This is a genomic window from Rossellomorea sp. QJM3NY_18, from assembly GCF_056173145.1.
In genome coordinates this window covers 3,573,764-3,589,536 of record NZ_CM149659.1, presented here as the reverse complement: position 1 = coordinate 3,589,536, position 15,773 = coordinate 3,573,764, and the positions used below count along the sequence as shown (strand labels likewise).

General features: G+C 45.3%; 17 protein-coding genes. 8 read left to right on the top strand and 9 right to left on the bottom strand.

The window, feature by feature from the left end; genetic code table 11:
* Positions 1-139 precede the first annotated feature (139 nt).
* The 4 genes from AC0VXY_RS18600 to AC0VXY_RS18585 all read left to right on the top strand — a co-directional run bounded on the left by AC0VXY_RS18600 (position 140) and on the right by AC0VXY_RS18585 (position 5,190).
* Complete coding sequence (locus AC0VXY_RS18600) at positions 140-1,645, top strand: leucyl aminopeptidase (protein WP_475527901.1); 1,506 nt, start codon at positions 140-142, stop codon at positions 1,643-1,645.
* Positions 1,646-1,903: 258 nt separating this feature from the next.
* Entirely contained in the window at positions 1,904-2,047 is a 144-nt protein-coding gene (locus tag AC0VXY_RS18595) for a hypothetical protein (protein WP_475526138.1), read from the top strand.
* A gap of 239 nt (positions 2,048-2,286) precedes the next feature.
* The gene (locus AC0VXY_RS18590) at positions 2,287-3,603 is read left to right on the top strand and encodes a Na+/H+ antiporter family protein (RefSeq protein WP_475526137.1); all 1,317 of its coding nucleotides are present in this window, start codon (positions 2,287-2,289) and stop codon (positions 3,601-3,603) included.
* Positions 3,604-3,738: 135 nt separating this feature from the next.
* Positions 3,739-5,190, top strand: a complete 1,452-nt coding sequence (locus AC0VXY_RS18585; protein ID WP_475525486.1) for an IS1182 family transposase — start codon at positions 3,739-3,741, stop codon at positions 5,188-5,190.
* Positions 5,191-5,364: 174 nt separating this feature from the next.
* Here AC0VXY_RS18585 and AC0VXY_RS18580 read toward each other — a convergent pair whose 3' ends face one another.
* Positions 5,365-5,751 (bottom strand): YuzC family spore coat inner layer protein, encoded by a 387-nt coding sequence (locus AC0VXY_RS18580; protein ID WP_435989460.1) that lies wholly within the window; start codon positions 5,749-5,751, stop codon positions 5,365-5,367.
* Between the two features lie 165 nt (positions 5,752-5,916).
* On the opposite strand from AC0VXY_RS18580, the gene AC0VXY_RS18575 reads away from it, so the two are divergent.
* Together AC0VXY_RS18575 and AC0VXY_RS18570 are read left to right on the top strand one after the other, a co-directional pair.
* Positions 5,917-6,300, top strand: a complete 384-nt coding sequence (locus tag AC0VXY_RS18575; RefSeq protein WP_435989461.1) for a PaaI family thioesterase — start codon at positions 5,917-5,919, stop codon at positions 6,298-6,300.
* A 76-nt stretch (positions 6,301-6,376) separates the two neighbouring features.
* Positions 6,377-6,745 (top strand): DUF2188 domain-containing protein, encoded by a 369-nt coding sequence (locus AC0VXY_RS18570; protein ID WP_435989462.1) that lies wholly within the window; start codon positions 6,377-6,379, stop codon positions 6,743-6,745.
* A gap of 57 nt (positions 6,746-6,802) precedes the next feature.
* Here AC0VXY_RS18570 and mnhG read toward each other — a convergent pair whose 3' ends face one another.
* From mnhG to AC0VXY_RS18535, 7 genes are read right to left on the bottom strand one after another with little or no spacing between them, the layout of a single operon-like run.
* Positions 6,803-7,165 carry a monovalent cation/H(+) antiporter subunit G gene (gene mnhG / locus AC0VXY_RS18565; protein WP_098439204.1) on the bottom strand — a complete coding sequence of 121 codons (363 nt, stop codon included), beginning with the start codon at positions 7,163-7,165 and terminating at the stop codon, positions 6,803-6,805.
* Positions 7,149-7,433 (bottom strand): Na(+)/H(+) antiporter subunit F1, encoded by a 285-nt coding sequence (locus AC0VXY_RS18560; protein WP_034763802.1) that lies wholly within the window; start codon positions 7,431-7,433, stop codon positions 7,149-7,151. The genes mnhG and AC0VXY_RS18560 overlap by 17 nt, the downstream gene beginning before the upstream one ends.
* A complete protein-coding gene (locus tag AC0VXY_RS18555) occupies positions 7,433-7,909 on the bottom strand; it encodes a Na+/H+ antiporter subunit E (protein ID WP_034763805.1) in 477 nt (158 codons plus the stop codon). The genes AC0VXY_RS18560 and AC0VXY_RS18555 overlap by 1 nt, the downstream gene beginning before the upstream one ends.
* 6 nt (positions 7,910-7,915) lie before the next feature.
* Positions 7,916-9,397 (bottom strand): Na+/H+ antiporter subunit D, encoded by a 1,482-nt coding sequence (locus tag AC0VXY_RS18550; protein ID WP_435989464.1) that lies wholly within the window; start codon positions 9,395-9,397, stop codon positions 7,916-7,918.
* Entirely contained in the window at positions 9,390-9,731 is a 342-nt protein-coding gene (locus tag AC0VXY_RS18545; protein ID WP_034763810.1) for a Na(+)/H(+) antiporter subunit C, read from the bottom strand. The genes AC0VXY_RS18550 and AC0VXY_RS18545 overlap by 8 nt, the downstream gene beginning before the upstream one ends.
* Positions 9,731-10,165, bottom strand: coding sequence for a Na(+)/H(+) antiporter subunit B (locus tag AC0VXY_RS18540; protein ID WP_435989466.1), 435 nt, complete (start codon positions 10,163-10,165; stop codon positions 9,731-9,733). Before AC0VXY_RS18540 ends, AC0VXY_RS18545 begins: the two co-directional genes overlap by 1 nt.
* Positions 10,162-12,567: a Na+/H+ antiporter subunit A gene (locus AC0VXY_RS18535; protein WP_435989467.1), complete on the bottom strand. Its 2,406-nt coding sequence runs from the start codon at positions 12,565-12,567 to the stop codon at positions 10,162-10,164. The genes AC0VXY_RS18540 and AC0VXY_RS18535 overlap by 4 nt, the downstream gene beginning before the upstream one ends.
* A gap of 303 nt (positions 12,568-12,870) precedes the next feature.
* Between AC0VXY_RS18535 and AC0VXY_RS18530 the strand changes: the two genes are divergently transcribed.
* Complete coding sequence (locus AC0VXY_RS18530; RefSeq protein WP_435989468.1) at positions 12,871-13,128, top strand: hypothetical protein; 258 nt, start codon at positions 12,871-12,873, stop codon at positions 13,126-13,128.
* A gap of 162 nt (positions 13,129-13,290) precedes the next feature.
* On the top strand, positions 13,291-13,866 hold the full coding sequence (locus tag AC0VXY_RS18525; RefSeq protein WP_435989469.1) for a DUF5366 family protein: 576 nt from the start codon (positions 13,291-13,293) through the stop codon (positions 13,864-13,866).
* Between the two features lie 49 nt (positions 13,867-13,915).
* Here AC0VXY_RS18525 and AC0VXY_RS18520 read toward each other — a convergent pair whose 3' ends face one another.
* A complete protein-coding gene (locus tag AC0VXY_RS18520) occupies positions 13,916-15,763 on the bottom strand; it encodes a transglycosylase domain-containing protein (RefSeq protein WP_475526136.1) in 1,848 nt (615 codons plus the stop codon).
* Between the last annotated feature and the right edge of the window lie 10 nt (positions 15,764-15,773).

Here is a 15,773-nt window from a genome sequence, read left to right as displayed (position 1 = left end):
TTCAATTGTTTGAATAAAAATAATGTTCTCATTATAACATACCCCATCCAGCCCTCGTATAACTTTAAAAAGCAGATTGTTAGAAAGTCGAAATAATTGGACATCTTCGCTATAATAGTGAGTGGAGGTGTCGGTGAACATGAATTTTTCAACCAATCAAAATGAAGTAACCAATGCAAATGGAGAATGCCTGATCGTGGGTATTTACAATCAGCCAACATTCGAAGGAGAGCTGAAAGAGCTCGATCATAAGTTTGAAGGCTATCTTACACAGCTTGTGAAGGATGGAGACATTTCTTCCAAGCACAAGAAAGTATCCAAGATACATACGTTTGGAAAACTTGAAGCGAAAAGAATCGTATTCGTAGGACTTGGAAAACCAAAAGAGTTGACGTTTGATCTTTTAAAAGAATCATTGGGCTCTGCATCTAAATCCTTGAAAAATATGAAAGTGTCCTCGTTTTCAGTCGCGCTCGACACATTTGTTTCTGAGGAGATGGTGGCAACGGATGTGGCTCATGCCTTCATGGAAGCCTTTACGATGTCTACATATGAATTCCATGGTTATAAAAAGAAATCGAATGAACCGGAAGTACACGTAGAAGCGATCGAATTTTTTACAAAAGAAGAGTCGAAAGAAGTCGAGACGGCTTTGTACATTGGTTCTGCCTTCGGGAATGGAGTAAACTCAGCCCGTACACTGGTGAATACACCTGGTAATCTATTAACTTCGACAAAATTGGCGGAGTACGCTCTGGAATTGGCTGAAAGATACAGCTTTGAGGTGGAAATCCTCGACAAAGAAGAAATGGAGCACCTTGGAATGGGCGCGCTTCTTGCCGTGAACCAGGGATCCGTTGAACCTCCGAAAATGATCGTCCTGAAGTACAACGGGAAAGAGGAATGGAAGGATGTCATCGGTTTAGTCGGAAAAGGGATCACGTTTGACACAGGCGGCTACTCCCTGAAACCCAAAGATGGAATCGTCGGTATGAAAACCGATATGGGTGGCGCAGCGGCAGTACTCGGTGCCATGGAAATCATCGGTGAAATCAAACCGGAACAAAATGTCGTTGCCGTCATCCCGTCCACGGACAATATGGTGAGCGGCTCTGCATTCAAGCCTGACGACGTGATTACCTCCATGAGCGGTAAGACCATCGAAGTGTTGAATACGGACGCAGAGGGGCGTCTCGCGCTTGCAGACGGTATGACCTATGCAAAGCATCAAGGAGCCAACTATTTGGTCGACGTTGCAACCTTGACCGGTGGAGTCATCGTGGCTCTCGGCGAGGATAAAACCGGTGCCCTCACAAATCATGAAGCCTTCTTCGAGCAGGTGCTGGAAGCTTCAGGTGAATCAGGTGAATTTATCTGGCGCCTTCCTTATACGGAAAATGATAAAAAGCGTGTCCGCGGTAGTGATATTGCCGATTTGAATAACTCACCGGGACGAGCAGGCCATGCCATCATGGGTGGAGCGTTCGTCGGTGAATTTGCCGAAGGCCTGCCTTGGGTACATCTCGACATCGCCGGGACGGCTACAACGAAAGGGAGCCATGATCTCGGTCCTTCAGGGGCAACTGGCGTCATGGCAAGAACCCTTGCCTTACTGGTCGAACGCTTTGTGCCGTTAGAAAAATAAAATGATTTGCATGATGGGAGAGTCTTGTTTCAGTGCCTGAATTTGGAGGCACTGGGAGGAGGCTCTTTTTTTAGTTGTTTTCAAAGGGAGTGGGGGGAGGTATTGGATATAATTGGATAATAACGCAAATAAAGAAAAAATGACGCAATTCCGGTTTGAAATGACGCAATAATTTGAAAAACGACGCAATTACCAGGAAGCAGGCCGTTCTATGCGTATCCCATCGCTTGATGGAGAGGCATTTACGTCGTAAGACGAGTGGGTCCGGCCGTCGGTGAAGGGAATCCAGCCAAAAATAACAATAATCCGGCCGTTATTGGTCAAAAACCAGCCGAAGTGAAGAATAATCCAGCCGAATCGGAACCGAATCCAGCCGAAACAAGAAAAAATCAAGCCGATTAACATTTAATGGAAATCCCGCCCGGACCCAACGCCTCCCACCGCAACCACCTTCAAACCTATGAAAAAATTCCCACTCCATCTTTCACCCTGCTAAAGTATTGACAAACTCTCTTTATCTTGTTAAAGTTGAAATCGTGATTTTATTACTCTACCAATTTAGCGAACTAAAGCAACGGTATAAGCAATGACAACAGTAAAAGTAACAAGCTGATAAATAGTATCTGAAGGAGGAAGCAATTATGAACGCAGTTGTGATAGCGGTTCTTGTCATGCTCGTATTGAGCCTTGCGCGTGTGAACGTGGTATTCGCTCTGATTACTGGGGCGTTGGTCGGGGGACTGACGGGCGGACTTGGATTGGACGAGACGATATCCGTCTTTACAGAGGGAATTAGCGGCGGGGCAAGCATCGCGTTAAGTTATGCCCTGCTGGGTGGATTTGCAGTGGCGATTTCCTATACGGGGATTCCGAATCTGCTCGTTGACTGGGTATTGAAGGTCGTTGGGAAAAAAGGGGATTCAAGAAAGACAGCCCTTTCGAAAGCAATTATTGTTATTTCTATTTTAATCATGGCTTGTTTTTCTCAAAATGTGATTCCGATTCACATCGCTTTTATCCCGATACTGATTCCGCCTTTATTGAAGGTGATGACGGAGTTGCGGATCGATAGACGTTTGATCGCATCGGTGATCACGTTCGGATTGACGGCTCCGTATATTCTTTTACCAGTAGGATTTGGACTACAGTTCCATGAGATTATCGCTCAGAACATGGCATCGAGTGGAATGGAAATCAACATGGGCGATATTCCGAAAGCCATGCTTCTCCCTGTGGGAGGAATGGTCATCGGATTACTGATTGCTGTGTTTGTGAGTTATCGCAAACCGAGAGACTACAGTGAAGCTGAAGAAGTCATTGCTGATGAAAAGGTCGTTTATAATAAAAGAGCGATGGTGTTCGCTCTCATTTCCATCGTAGTGGCCTTATTCGTTCAGCTTCAGTTGGAATCGATGATCTTTGGGGCACTGGCAGGTATAGCCGTCCTGTATGTTTCAGGCTCGGTTAAATGGAAAGAAGCAGACGGGTTGCTGAATGAAGGAATGAAAATGATGGCTTTTATCGGCTTTGTCATGATCACGGCATCCGGATTTGCAGCAGTGGTAACAGAAACGGGAGATGTTGAAACATTGGTAAAGGCGACCGCTGATGTCATTGGCGGCAACCAGGCTTTGGCTGCCCTCATTATGCTTGTCGTCGGGCTTCTGGTGACAATGGGGATCGGTTCTTCATTTGCCACCATTCCGATCATTGCAGCTATCTTCGTCCCACTTGCCATGGAGCTTGGATTCAGCCCTCTCGCAACGGTTGCGATTGTGGGTACAGCAGGTGCCCTTGGTGACGCCGGGTCTCCCGCATCAGACAGTACGCTTGGACCGACAGCGGGACTGAATGCCGATGGGCAGCATAATCACATCTGGGATACATGTGTCCCAACCTTTTTACACTATAATATTCCATTGATCCTGTTCGGTTGGATCGCAGCTGTCATTTTATAAAGAAAAGAAGCGGGGCTCCCGAGGCCACTGAAAAAGCCCCTTCTTTACTAAACAGCGTATCTTTCTTCGAGAAATCGAAGAAAGATACGCTGTTTTCTTGTAAAATGAAGATATTACATAAAAGTGAGGGATTGGATGCTTGACCATCAGTTATCAATGAACGTAAGTCAATTTGGGGGATTATATGATGTGGTTGTACCTCAAAATCACCTTCTTCGTAAAATCAATAACCTTGTGGACTTCTCCTTTATCTATGACGAATTAAAGGATAAATATTGTCATACGAATGGACGAAACGCCGTCCATCCTATTCGCATATTTAAATATCTTCTTTTAAAAACTATTTATACGTTATCCGACGTTGATCTTATTGAAAGAACCAAGGTGGATATGTCTTTTAAGTTTTTCTTAGAAATGGCACCGGAAGATGATGTGATTGATCCAAGTTTATTGGCCTACTTTCGACGTAAGCGACTGGAGGACGAAGACTTATTAGACACATTGATTAACAAGACGGTTGAAATCGCTCTTGAAAAAGGAGTGATTCGATCCAAGTCGGTCATTGTAGACGCTACTCATACGAGTTCCCGATATAATCAGACCTCCCCTGTCGAAGTATTGAGAAATCGTTCGAAAAAAGTGCGGAAAATGATTTATACAATCGATGAAACGATGAAGGAAAAGTTCCCGACTAAACCGACGGAGGATACGATTGAAGCCGAGTTGGAATATACTCAAAAGCTTGTGGAAGTCATTGAAAAAGAACCAAGATTAACCGAATTTCCGAAAGTAAAAGAACCATTAAATTTACTCAAAGAGACTGTGGAAGATGATTTATTGGAACTTCAACAGTCGGAAGATCCCGACGCACGAGTCGGTCATAAATCAGCGGATTCCTCCTTCTTCGGATACAAAACGCACTTAGCCATGGTCCAGGAGCGAATCATAACCGCCGCGACGATTACAACAGGTGAAAAAACGGATGGAAAAGAGTTACCTACGTTAATTGAAAAAAGCAAAAAAGCTGGAATTGAAGTGAAAGAAGTCATTGGTGACGCGGCTTATTCTGAGAAGAAAAATCTGACGTACGCGAAAGAAAATGAGTTTGAGTTAATCGCGAAGCTCAACCCTTCTGTCTCTCATGGGTATCGAAAAAAAGGAGAGGAGTTTGAATATAATAAAGATGCCGGCATGTACGTTTGTCCTGCGGGGCATATGGCGATAAGGAAAGCACGACAAGGGAAGAAAAACCAATCCACCAATCAAACGGATACATACTATTTTGATGTGGAAAAATGTAAAAGTTGTCCTTTTCAAGAAGGGTGTTATAAGCTCGGAGCAAAAACTAAATCCTATTCGGTTAGTATTAAATCAGAAGAACATACTAAACAAATCGAATTTCAAAATAGTGAACATTTTAAGGAGAGAGCAAAAGAACGATACAAAATCGAAGCAAAGAATAGTGAACTAAAACACAGACACGGTTATGAGATCGCCTCATCGTCGGGTCTAAAAGGCATGCGTATCCAAGGAGCCATGGCCATATTCACCGCCAATATAAAACGAATCATAAAATTAATGGACTAATAGAAGGGAGAAAGCTTCCTTTTTAGTCAAAAAAAACGGCCCGTTTGGAGAAATTCACTCCAAACGGCCCGTTTGGAGAAATTCACTCCAAACGGGCCGTTTTTTATTTTACTATCTCTGAGAGGCCATAGTTCTTCAGTGGCCTCGGGCTCCCTCGCTTCTTTTTTTGTGCCTTCACATCCAGCGAACAATCACGATTAAATGGCAGCAATCCACCTGCCCGAGCTTTTCGTCAAATACGAGGCGGACTCCATCCGGATTGAACGATACAATCGGCTGTACCCTTGTACCGATGGTTTGAAGTAGTTTATGTACTTCAGGTACGTTCGATTGCTGTGCGGCGTTCATGAATTTCGAGGAGAAGTCTTTGGATGTGTTGATTTTCTGAAGCACCTTTTGGGCATCTCCCAGTAAGCTCAACGTTTTACCTGCCGAAGACATGAATGTTTTGGTTTCAATAGCAGGGTAGTTCCGATGATAGGAGGGAATAGGCTGTGCCCTCGAATGAATCGGTGAGTAGGGGCGTTGAACAGGCGGATAAAAAGGGTGGTACCGATACATAACAGAAAAACCCCTTTCGATAAAAATGCTCTAAGGAAATGTATGAAACTGTTCAGCCGATTATTCATCAATCGAAGGCAGGACGGATAGGGCGGGAAAAATAGAGGATTTTCACACACTTTCTCGAAAAGGTAGTAGAGAAGACTATGATATGGGGGAATTCACGTGAACACGGAGAATACATTGATCAGTGCGTTAGGAATTGAATTTGTAGAACTGGGAAAGGGTAAGGTCATTGCGACGATGCCGGTGAATGAACAGACGAGACAGCCGTTCGGCTTCCTTCACGGCGGGGCTTCGGTGGCACTTGCAGAAACGGTTGCGAGTGTAGGGGCGGTACAGTTGATCGATTTGGATAAAGAAATATGCTTCGGCCTTGAAATCAATGCGAACCACATTAAAGCAAAGCGTGAAGGACTCGTCACTGCGACGGGAACGGTCATGCATCAGGGCAGGACCACCATGGTTTGGGACATTAAGCTTACGGATGAGGACGATCAATTGATCTGTGTATCACGCTGTACGATGGCAGTGGTACCGAAACGCTGACCATTCTCACCGAAATGTTTAATCAGTGAAAAAATGGGAAATCAACTACTAACCAATACATTAGGAGGCAATACAAATGAGTTGGACAAAAAATGATTACCCTGATTCACTGAAGAACCTGCCAGTGGACGTACGGAACAAAGCCATTGAGATTGCCAATGCCCTTTTGGATGAAGGATATGAAGAGGGAAGGGCGATTGCCATCGCCACTGACCGTGCCCATCAGTCTGAAGAAGGAGGCACATCGGAGAAGACCGAATATCACGTTACTCACCATGACGACGGCTGGCAGTTAAAGAAGGCCGATGGGAAGAGGGCCATCCTGGTTGAAAGTACAAAGGATAAACTCCTATCGAAAGCGAAAAACTATGTCACGGATCATTCCGGGACACTGGTTGTGCATAAAGAGGATGGAAGCGTTGAAGATCACTTGTATCAACGCTAGGGAATAGAAAAAGGCTTGCCCCTTTGAAAAAATGGGGGCAAGCCTTTTTTGTTCCTTTTATTGACTGTTCTGACGCTCATATTGTTCTTTATCCTTTAAGTCATCCCGTACACTTTTGTCCCAAAGTTTGACGCCGGTATTATAGGCGGCACGTGAGATAAGGTGGCCGGAAACCGGCGCTGTGACAAAGATGAAGACGATGGCCAGGATCAGTCTTGAATTGAAGTGACCATGCTCCAGATAAAAGTAAAGAAATGTGGCGAGCAGGATCGACATGACGCCGAGCGTCGCACTTTTAGAAGCAGCATGATTTCTCGTATATACATCAGGAAGTCTCAATACGCCGAAAGCCGTGACCAGGCTGAGAAATCCTCCAATGACTAAAAAGAATCCAATGAAAAATCTAATGATCTCGCTCACGTTCGATGATCTCCCCTTTCTCCAGGAACTTTGAAAAGGCGACGGTTCCGATGAAAGCCAGAATTCCGAGAAGCAGGATCACTTCTAGAAAAGCGTACGTATCGAGCATCATCGAAACGAGTGCAATGATGGCGATCAGGTTGATCCCGATCGCATCGAGAGCCACTACCCGGTCAGGGATCGTGGGACCTTTCACCACACGGTAAACGAGGCCGAGCATGGATATGGAGACGCATAATAACGTGATTTGAAAGATCAGATGTAACATTAGCGGCTCACCTCCATGATGGCTTTTTCAAAAGAATCCTTAATTTCATTGATGGCTTCATCGACATCCGGCATATCGATGGCATGAACATAAAGAATCTTCTTGTCGTACGACACGTCCATGACCAGCGTACCGGGTGTCAATGTAATCAGATTCGCCAAGAGTGTAATCTCCCAATCGGTCTTTAATTCTGTCGGTAAAGCGAAGATGCCCGGCTGGAAGTCCAACTTCGGTTTCAAGACCGTTTTTAAAACCGAGATGTTTGCCAGGATCAGTTCCTTCAAGAACAGGAAGAACAGACTGATCACGGCAGCCACCCGTAATAAATAAAACCGTGAGTTGAAAAATCTTCTGAATGCAAAGATAACAAGCAATCCTAGTAAAAAGCCAATAAAGAATGACTGAGAAGTAAAGGATACCGAAAGAAACATCCAGACAAAGGCCAGGAAAAAGTTTAATAATATTTGAAAAGCCATTCTACATTACTCCTTTAACACTGCGTCTATATAGAGATTCGGATTTACCAGTACTTCGGTTGCTTGTGAAAAGAGTGGACGCATCGCTTCTGCACCAAGGCCGTAACCTACAGCCAGCACGACGAGTACAGCAGACGTCATCCATAAGTAACGGGCGTCTCCCTTAGACACTCCGTTATATTCCTTCGGGGTTCCCCAAATCCCATTAACGAAAATCTTGATGACAGAGTAGAGCACCAACAGACTGGATGCGAGGACGACTCCTGCTCCTACGTAGGCCTCTGCCGCAAAGCTCCCCCGTACGATTAATAATTTCCCGATAAAACCGCTTAAAGGGGGGATACCGGCAAGTGAGAATGCGGCGACAAGGAATGTCCATCCAAGCCAAGGATAGTGCTTGATCAATCCGCCCATTTTCTTCAGGTTGGCCGTGCCTGTGATGGCAATCATGACACCGACCAGAAGGAATAAAGCGGCCTTGATGATCATGTCATGAACCAAATAATAAATCGCACCCTCCATTGCTTCAGGGTTCATTGTCGATACCCCGAACAAAATCACACCGACAGCAATGACAATGTTATAGATTATGATCTTTTTAACATCCCAATAGGCAATGGCGCCGATACAGCCAAGAACCATGGTAAGGATGGCCAGTATACCCAGGATTTCATGGGTGAATCCGGTATCGTGATAGAAAAATAACGTGTATGTCCGGATAATCGAATAAACTCCGACCTTCGTAAGCAGGGCTCCGAACAGAGCAAGCACCGGGGTCGGCGGCGCATAGTATGAGCCTGGCAGCCAAAAGTATAGCGGAAAGATCGCGCCTTTAAGGCCAAAGACCAATAGGAACAGGATGGCGATGGCTGTTAGAATTCCCGGCTGATCCACTACGGCTATTTTCCTCGAAATATCCGCCATATTCAGCGTTCCAACGACTGAATACAGGTATGCAACGGTGATGACGAATAGTGCGGAGGAGATCACATTCACGAGAATGTATTTGATTCCTTCACGCAGCTGTGCCTTCGTCCCGCCGAGGACCAACAGGACATAAGAACTCATCAGCATTACTTCGAAAAAGACGAAAAGGTTGAAGATATCACCTGTTGTGAAAGCCCCGTTCACTCCAACCAATAGAAATTGAACGACAGGATAATAGTAGAATCGCTCCCTGCCCACTCCTATCGACTTAAACGAGTAAAGAAGCACGACAAGGGCTATGATACTTGTCGTCGTCACAAGTAAGGCAGAGAGCATGTCGGAAACGAGGGTAATCCCAAAAGGAGCTTCCCAGCTTCCGAGGTTCACCGTCTGGATTCCGTCATGGTGAACCGTATTGATCAGTACAAGGGATGCTGCTACGGTAGCCAGAGTTGACAGAGCTGAGATCCCTCGCTGCAGTTTCACATATTTGCTGATAAACATTAAGATAATCGCCGTGAATAACGGGATTAGAATCGGTAGTATTAATAAGTTAGTCATTTCCTTCGTTACCTCTCATCTGATCCATATTATCCGTGCCAAGCTCCTGATATGCCCGATAAGCGAGAACGAGGAAGAAAGCTGTCACTCCAAAGCTGATAACGATTGCCGTCAGGATCAATGCCTGGGGCAGGGGATCGACATATGATTCAGCGTGTTCCCCGAGCAGAGGCGCAGCTCCCCCTTTAAGGCCACTCACGGAAAGGATCAATAAATGGGCACCGTGGCTTAACAGGGCTGTCCCGATGATGATCCGGAGCAAGCTCTTGGATAACATTAAGTAAACGGCGCTTGTAAATAGGATTCCGACGACGACGGCCATGATGATCTCCATTATTCGCTCACCCCAATCGTTTGAATGATGGTCATGGTGACCCCGATGACCACCAGATACACGCCTGTGTCAAAGAGGACGGCTGTGTGCAGCGATGTCTTCCCCAACAAGGGAAGGTGGAAATAATCGTACGCGTGGGTAAGGAAAGGAACATCGAACAATAAAGCCCCCGCACCCGTAGCCACTGAAAAGAACAGGCCGATCGCCGTGATGATCTTGTAATCCACCGGTAAAATGGTGGCGACGGTCTTGATGTCATAAGCGAGTAATAGTAACACAATGGCCCCCGACGTCATCAAGCCCCCGATGAATCCTCCCCCCGGAGTGTAGTGACCCGAGAAGAAGAGTCGCAGCGAGAACAGGATGATGATGAATGCGACCACATTGGTAACGGTCTGCAGGATGACATCATTCGTTTTTACTTTTGCTTTCATCCTTCATCCCTCCTTGTAAGGCGCAATTTGATCATGGAGTATATGCCGAGTGCCGCAATGGCCAAGACGCAAATTTCAAACATCGTATCAAACCCACGGAAGTCTACGAGGATGACGTTGACCATGTTTTCCCCGCCGGCTTTATCGTGGGTATTCTCAATATAATACTTCGAAATGGACTCAAACATCTTCGAGCTGTAGGAAGAGATGGCGAATAAAGCGACGACCACTCCGACCCCGATCGATATGAGTGCGTTCCCGAGTTTAAACCGCATGCGTTCTTCATGCCTGCTTAATTTAGGCAGGTGGTAGAAGCAAAGTAAGAACAGGGCCACCGACACGGTTTCAATGACAAGCTGTGTCAGGGCCAGGTCCGGGGCGCGGAATAACACAAAGAATAGTGAAACGGTATATCCTGCAGCACCAAGCGAAATGATGGACGTCAGTCGTGATTTCGCAAACAGGATAGTGACAGAACTGATGACAAGGAGAAGCGCGATGGCAATCTCATAAATCCCGACTGGAGCAACTTCTTCCATATTGATGGCGAATGCCCCTTTGAACCACATCGCAAACAATGAAATGGCAATCAAGAAGGAGAAGATGTACACCAGATACGTACGGATAAAGCCTGTCATATAACCACTTGTAAAGTTATGGGCGCCACGCTCACTCTTGATGAGACCTCCATCATAGAAAGAATTCAAAGTAAAGCGCTCAGGGATCCATGTGTACACCTTTTTCCATGAAGGAAAGAGGAGATACAACAGGATACCGAATAGAATGACCCCGAATGTCATGAATAGCTCAGGTGTAAATCCATGCCAGAATGAAATATGCGTTTCGACCTCATATCCCTCCTGGATCAGGCTTGGGGTAATGGCAGCCACTGCCGGCGCGATGATCCGCTCTGACAGGATGTTCGGGAAGAAACCGAAGATGACCACGAGCGAAGCCAGGATGATCGGTGAGATCAACATTCCAAGAGGGGCTTCATGCGGTTTCTTTTCGAGCTTCTCCGGCTGATGCTTCCCGGTAAAGGTTTTGAAGACCAGGATCATACTGTAAATAAACGTGAACACACTTCCTACCCACGCAAGGAGCGGAAAGATCATGCCGAATGTATCCAGGTTGAAAATATCCATTTCAAGGACCCTGACCATTCCTGTAAAGAACATCTCCTTGGAGAGGAATCCGTTGAAAGGAGGAAGCCCGGCCATGGAGAATGCTCCGATAATGGCGATGGTGAACGTGATGGGCATGAAATTCATCAGCCCGCCAAGCTTTCGGATATCCCGGGTACCCGTTTCATGATCAATGATCCCGACGACCATGAATAAACTTCCTTTGAAGGTCGCGTGGTTGATCAAATGGAATACGGCGGCGAGTGTTGCCACCATATAAATGTTATCATCAAGCTCTGTGTAATGAAGAGCTGCCGCTCCCACTCCCAACAGGGACATGATGAGGCCCAGTTGACTGACGGTGGAAAAGGCGAGGATCCCTTTTAGGTCCGTCTGCTTTACGGCGTTGAAAGAACCCCAGAATAAAGTGAAGATCCCCACGCCGCCGACGAGCCATAGCCAAACGCTTGATTCTGCGAATATCGGGCTTAAGCGGGCGACAAGATAGATACCTGCTTTAACCATCGTGGCGGAGTGCAGATATGCACTGACCGGTGTTGGTGCTTCCATGGCATCCGGCAGCCAGATGTGAAATGGGAACTGAGCGGATTTTGTGAATGCTCCCAACAGTACTAGAAGCAAGGCAGGAAGGAAAAGTGCCTGTGTCATAAGCTGATCAGCTTGTCCGACTAATTCCCTGATGCTGAAAGTTCCGCCCATTAGATAAAGGAGCAGGAATCCTCCAAGCATGCTGAGTCCCCCGAATACCGTGATGAGCATGGATTTCTGTGCTCCATATCTGGAACGCTCACGGTGATACCAGTAACCGATCAATAAGAATGATGAAATAGAAGTGAATTCCCAGAACATATAAAGAACGATCAGGTTGTCGGAAAGGACAACGCCCAACATCGCTCCCATGAACATCATTAAGTACACATAAAAATTATGTAATTGCTCCTTCTTCTTATCTAAGTAATAAATGGAGTAAAGGACAACCAGTGAACCGATTCCCGTGATGAGCATGGCAAATAGTAATCCAAGGCCATCTACGTAAGCGGTGAAGTTGATCCCGAAGGAAGGCATCCACTCCAAGGTTTCCTTGACGGTATCCCCATTTCTTGTAATGGAGATGAATTGAAAAAAGTACGTGAATAAAGCTGCCGGCAACAATAGTACGAACCAACCGGTATGTACATTCCGAAATGCTTTATATAGAAATGGAATAAGTATCGCAAATAAAAAGGGCGATACAATTGCCCAATGTAATAAAGTCATTTAAAACCCCCCTCTTTATCATAATCGTTTATTCTCAACATGGTCTCATGTCGACCTTATTCATTATTCGGCAACATTCTTCATTACTCGACCGAAGCTGAACCCTAAAAAGCATTATAACGTAAAAAATAAATGCTTGCATTACTCAGCATCCCATTCATATCACAACTTTCAAGAAGTATTAAATATGAAGATACGTGGAAATGCATGTAGAAAAATTTGTTGGATTTTCTCCTCGATTCTCGACACTTCCAGAATAGTTTCGGTCAAATTGGAGAATCCTATCCACAAAGGGGTGAAGTTATGAAAAAGAAAACAGTAGCGGTTACGACCATATTTTTTGCTTTTTTTGGCTTTGCGTGGATGGTGGAAACCGAAGATCGATTTAACCGGGAAATCATTGAGACCGAAGACCCGACGAGTATGAATATCAAACCGGTTCAATATGGTGAAACGGAAGAAGTGGAAGAGGAAATGACGAAAGAACCCGCACGCGGGAGACAACCATTTGAATCCAGGGAATATATCAGAGTGGTACCCCATTCTCATTCCCTTCAATGAAACGGCCCTTTCTTCCATAACAGAAGGGGTGTTTTTTTGTTTATAGATGATAAGGAGAGATAGGCATATTGTCATTGTTCCTTCTGTTTCTATACCCTTTTCAAGATCTCCATAAACGATTATGATGAGAGTGAATGAAGAATCGTTATGGGAGAGTTTTGAGTGAAAAATACATACTTAACAAGTTATTTACCCCTTTTTTCGATACTATTGTTTAGTCTGACGTTTTCCGTTTATGGAGTGGGAGTCTTCGTGGACGTATTTAAAAAAATCGGTGTCTACCCGGGCATGAGGGAGTTTTTATCCGATATACAGCTTAAGCTTGCCATTTTGATCCTGTTAATGGTCGCCTTCTTCATGGTGTTCGCGGCTTTAAAACTGATTGCTGAGACCATCAATGGGGTATCCATGCTGTTTTTTGCCACGGATTCGGATGGGCAGTTGTATAATCTTGTTCGTACAGGCTCGATGATTTACTTCATCGGGGGCTTGGTGTCTGTGGTGAGTCTAAAGTCTTTTTTAGGGCTTTTCATCATTTTTGCACTCAGTTCGATCGCTTATTTTATCTACTTTGTGTATAAAATAAGTCCGTCCCTCTCGAAATGGGGGATCTTCGGAGTGGTGAGTTTGCAAGTATTCTCATGGTCTTCGTTATTTTTGACGATCTTCTTTGTTTTTTTGAAGCTTTATAACGGAGTAATGGCAAGTCTCCCGATTATGTCGAAGGTAAAGTTATAATAGAAAAAGCGTCTGCAGCACATGCTGCAGACGCTTTTTTGATATAAGATCATTCCATGATTTCCTGCCAGACTTTATGACTTGGACGCTTTTGCTCGATCTCACTCATATCACGGGGAATATCATGGCCGACCCAAACGCCTGTCGTAAGGGTGTCGGTCAAACCCATCACCCAGTAATCATGATAGTTATTGGTCGTGCCGGTTTTGATTCCTACATACGGCTTGGATACATACGCGGCTCTTCCGGTTCCGGCTGTCGCCCCTTCATTGAGCATTTTTCTTATTTTAGCAGTGGTATCTGCTGACCAGACTTTCTTCGGGTCCTTTTTCCATTGATAAAGAATCTTTCCGTGACTGTCACTGACGGAAAGGATGGCATGACTCTCCTGATAACTGCCGTCAATAAAAGAGGTATAGGCATCCGTCAGTTCCAGGGGACTCATTCCATAAGTGAAGCCGCCAATGGAAGAAGCGAAGGTTTGATCTTCCTTTATCACCCTTTCAAAGGAAAAAGGGGAGATGGATTGGAAGGCTTTTTCAATGCCGACCTTTTCCATGAGACGAAGCGCCGAGCCGTTATAGGATTGTGCCAGGGATTGTTTCAATGTCACCGTACCCGGCTGGATCCCTCCATAGTTGACCGGACAATACTCACCGACACAGTATTGATTGGCATTGACTTTGTCATTGATCCCGGCCTTGAATTTCTCAATATAGGGACCATATACGAGCAGCGGTTTAATAACCGAACCAGGCTGCCTGAAGGCTTGGAACGCATGATTGAAATTATATTTCTGGTAATCCCTGCCACCGGATAAGGCAACAATCATTCTGGACTTATTGTCGATGGTGACAGTTGCTCCCTGTAATTCTGCATTTAGCTGTTCATTCAAAGCCCGGACACTTTTTTGTTGAAGAGCGGGCCGCAACGCCGTTTGAATCCTGACACCTGACGAAATCACGTCCTGAAATCGCTCCTCGAGCTTCCCGGCGATCCGCTTCTTTTCCTCTTCAGATGCGGCATTTTCCAGTTCCAGCTTATAGCCTTCGTTTAGAGCGATCAGTTCCTTCAGCTCGTTTTCTACATAAAAGGCATAGTCGGGATAGAGATCAGTCTTCTTGCGGACATTCAGGGTGATCGGTATTTTCTTTAATTTCTCCGCTTCATCCTTCGATAATTTTGATGTGCTCACAAGAATATCGAGCAGTCGCTCCTGACGAACCTTCGTTTGATCGAAATGGTCAACGGGATCATATTTACCCGGATTATTCGGGATTGAAGCGATGAACGCCATCTCCGCCTGGTTAAGATCGGAGACACTTTTTTGAAAATAGTATTGGGAGGCTGTTTCGATCCCGTATACTCCATTACTGAAGTAAATGACGTTCATATATAACTCCAGTATTTCATCCTTTGATAAGGATTTTTCAATTTCATGTGCATAAAACAACTCGGTCAGTTTACGATTATAGGTTTTTTCCTGTCCCAGATATAAGTTCCGGGCCAACTGCTGGGTAATGGTACTCCCTCCCTGCTGGATATGGGTGAACACCAGATTTTTCACGACAGCCCGGAGGATTGCGCCAGCATCGAAACCGACGTGTTCGTAAAAGTGCTGATCTTCAGATGCGACCAGTATATCCTTTAGGAACGAGGGGATCTTCTCGTCCGGCACATATAGACGGTAAGGCCGGTTCACCTCAGAAAAGACCTTACCGTCCTGATCAAGTAATAAGCTTGTACGATTCAGGTCGATGGACTCGGTACTCACTGCATGCTCCAACTCCTGTTGAAAGCTTTGTACCTTGTTCCATTCACCCGTCGCAAAAAATAACGTGGTGAAAAAGATGAGTATAAAACTAATCACCGTTACATAACCTGCAAAAACTCTCATATCTCACTCT

Bases quoted from the DNA above. Each gene is read 5' to 3' on its own strand.
- AC0VXY_RS18600 (WP_475527901.1), top strand. From the start codon at position 140: ATGAATTTTTCAACCAATCAAAATGAAGTAACCAATGCAAATGGAGAA.
- AC0VXY_RS18590 (WP_475526137.1), top strand. From the start codon at position 2,287: ATGAACGCAGTTGTGATAGCGGTTCTTGTCATGCTCGTATTGAGCCTT.
- AC0VXY_RS18585 (WP_475525486.1), top strand. From the start codon at position 3,739: ATGCTTGACCATCAGTTATCAATGAACGTAAGTCAATTTGGGGGATTA.
- AC0VXY_RS18580 (WP_435989460.1), bottom strand. From the start codon at position 5,751: ATGTATCGGTACCACCCTTTTTATCCGCCTGTTCAACGCCCCTACTCA.
- AC0VXY_RS18570 (WP_435989462.1), top strand. From the start codon at position 6,377: ATGAGTTGGACAAAAAATGATTACCCTGATTCACTGAAGAACCTGCCA.
- AC0VXY_RS18560 (WP_034763802.1), bottom strand. From the start codon at position 7,433: ATGTTACATCTGATCTTTCAAATCACGTTATTATGCGTCTCCATATCC.
- AC0VXY_RS18555 (WP_034763805.1), bottom strand. From the start codon at position 7,909: ATGGCTTTTCAAATATTATTAAACTTTTTCCTGGCCTTTGTCTGGATG.
- AC0VXY_RS18550 (WP_435989464.1), bottom strand. From the start codon at position 9,397: ATGACTAACTTATTAATACTACCGATTCTAATCCCGTTATTCACGGCG.
- AC0VXY_RS18545 (WP_034763810.1), bottom strand. From the start codon at position 9,731: ATGGAGATCATCATGGCCGTCGTCGTCGGAATCCTATTTACAAGCGCC.
- AC0VXY_RS18540 (WP_435989466.1), bottom strand. From the start codon at position 10,165: ATGAAAGCAAAAGTAAAAACGAATGATGTCATCCTGCAGACCGTTACC.
- AC0VXY_RS18535 (WP_435989467.1), bottom strand. From the start codon at position 12,567: ATGACTTTATTACATTGGGCAATTGTATCGCCCTTTTTATTTGCGATA.
- AC0VXY_RS18530 (WP_435989468.1), top strand. From the start codon at position 12,871: ATGAAAAAGAAAACAGTAGCGGTTACGACCATATTTTTTGCTTTTTTT.
- AC0VXY_RS18520 (WP_475526136.1), bottom strand. From the start codon at position 15,763: ATGAGAGTTTTTGCAGGTTATGTAACGGTGATTAGTTTTATACTCATC.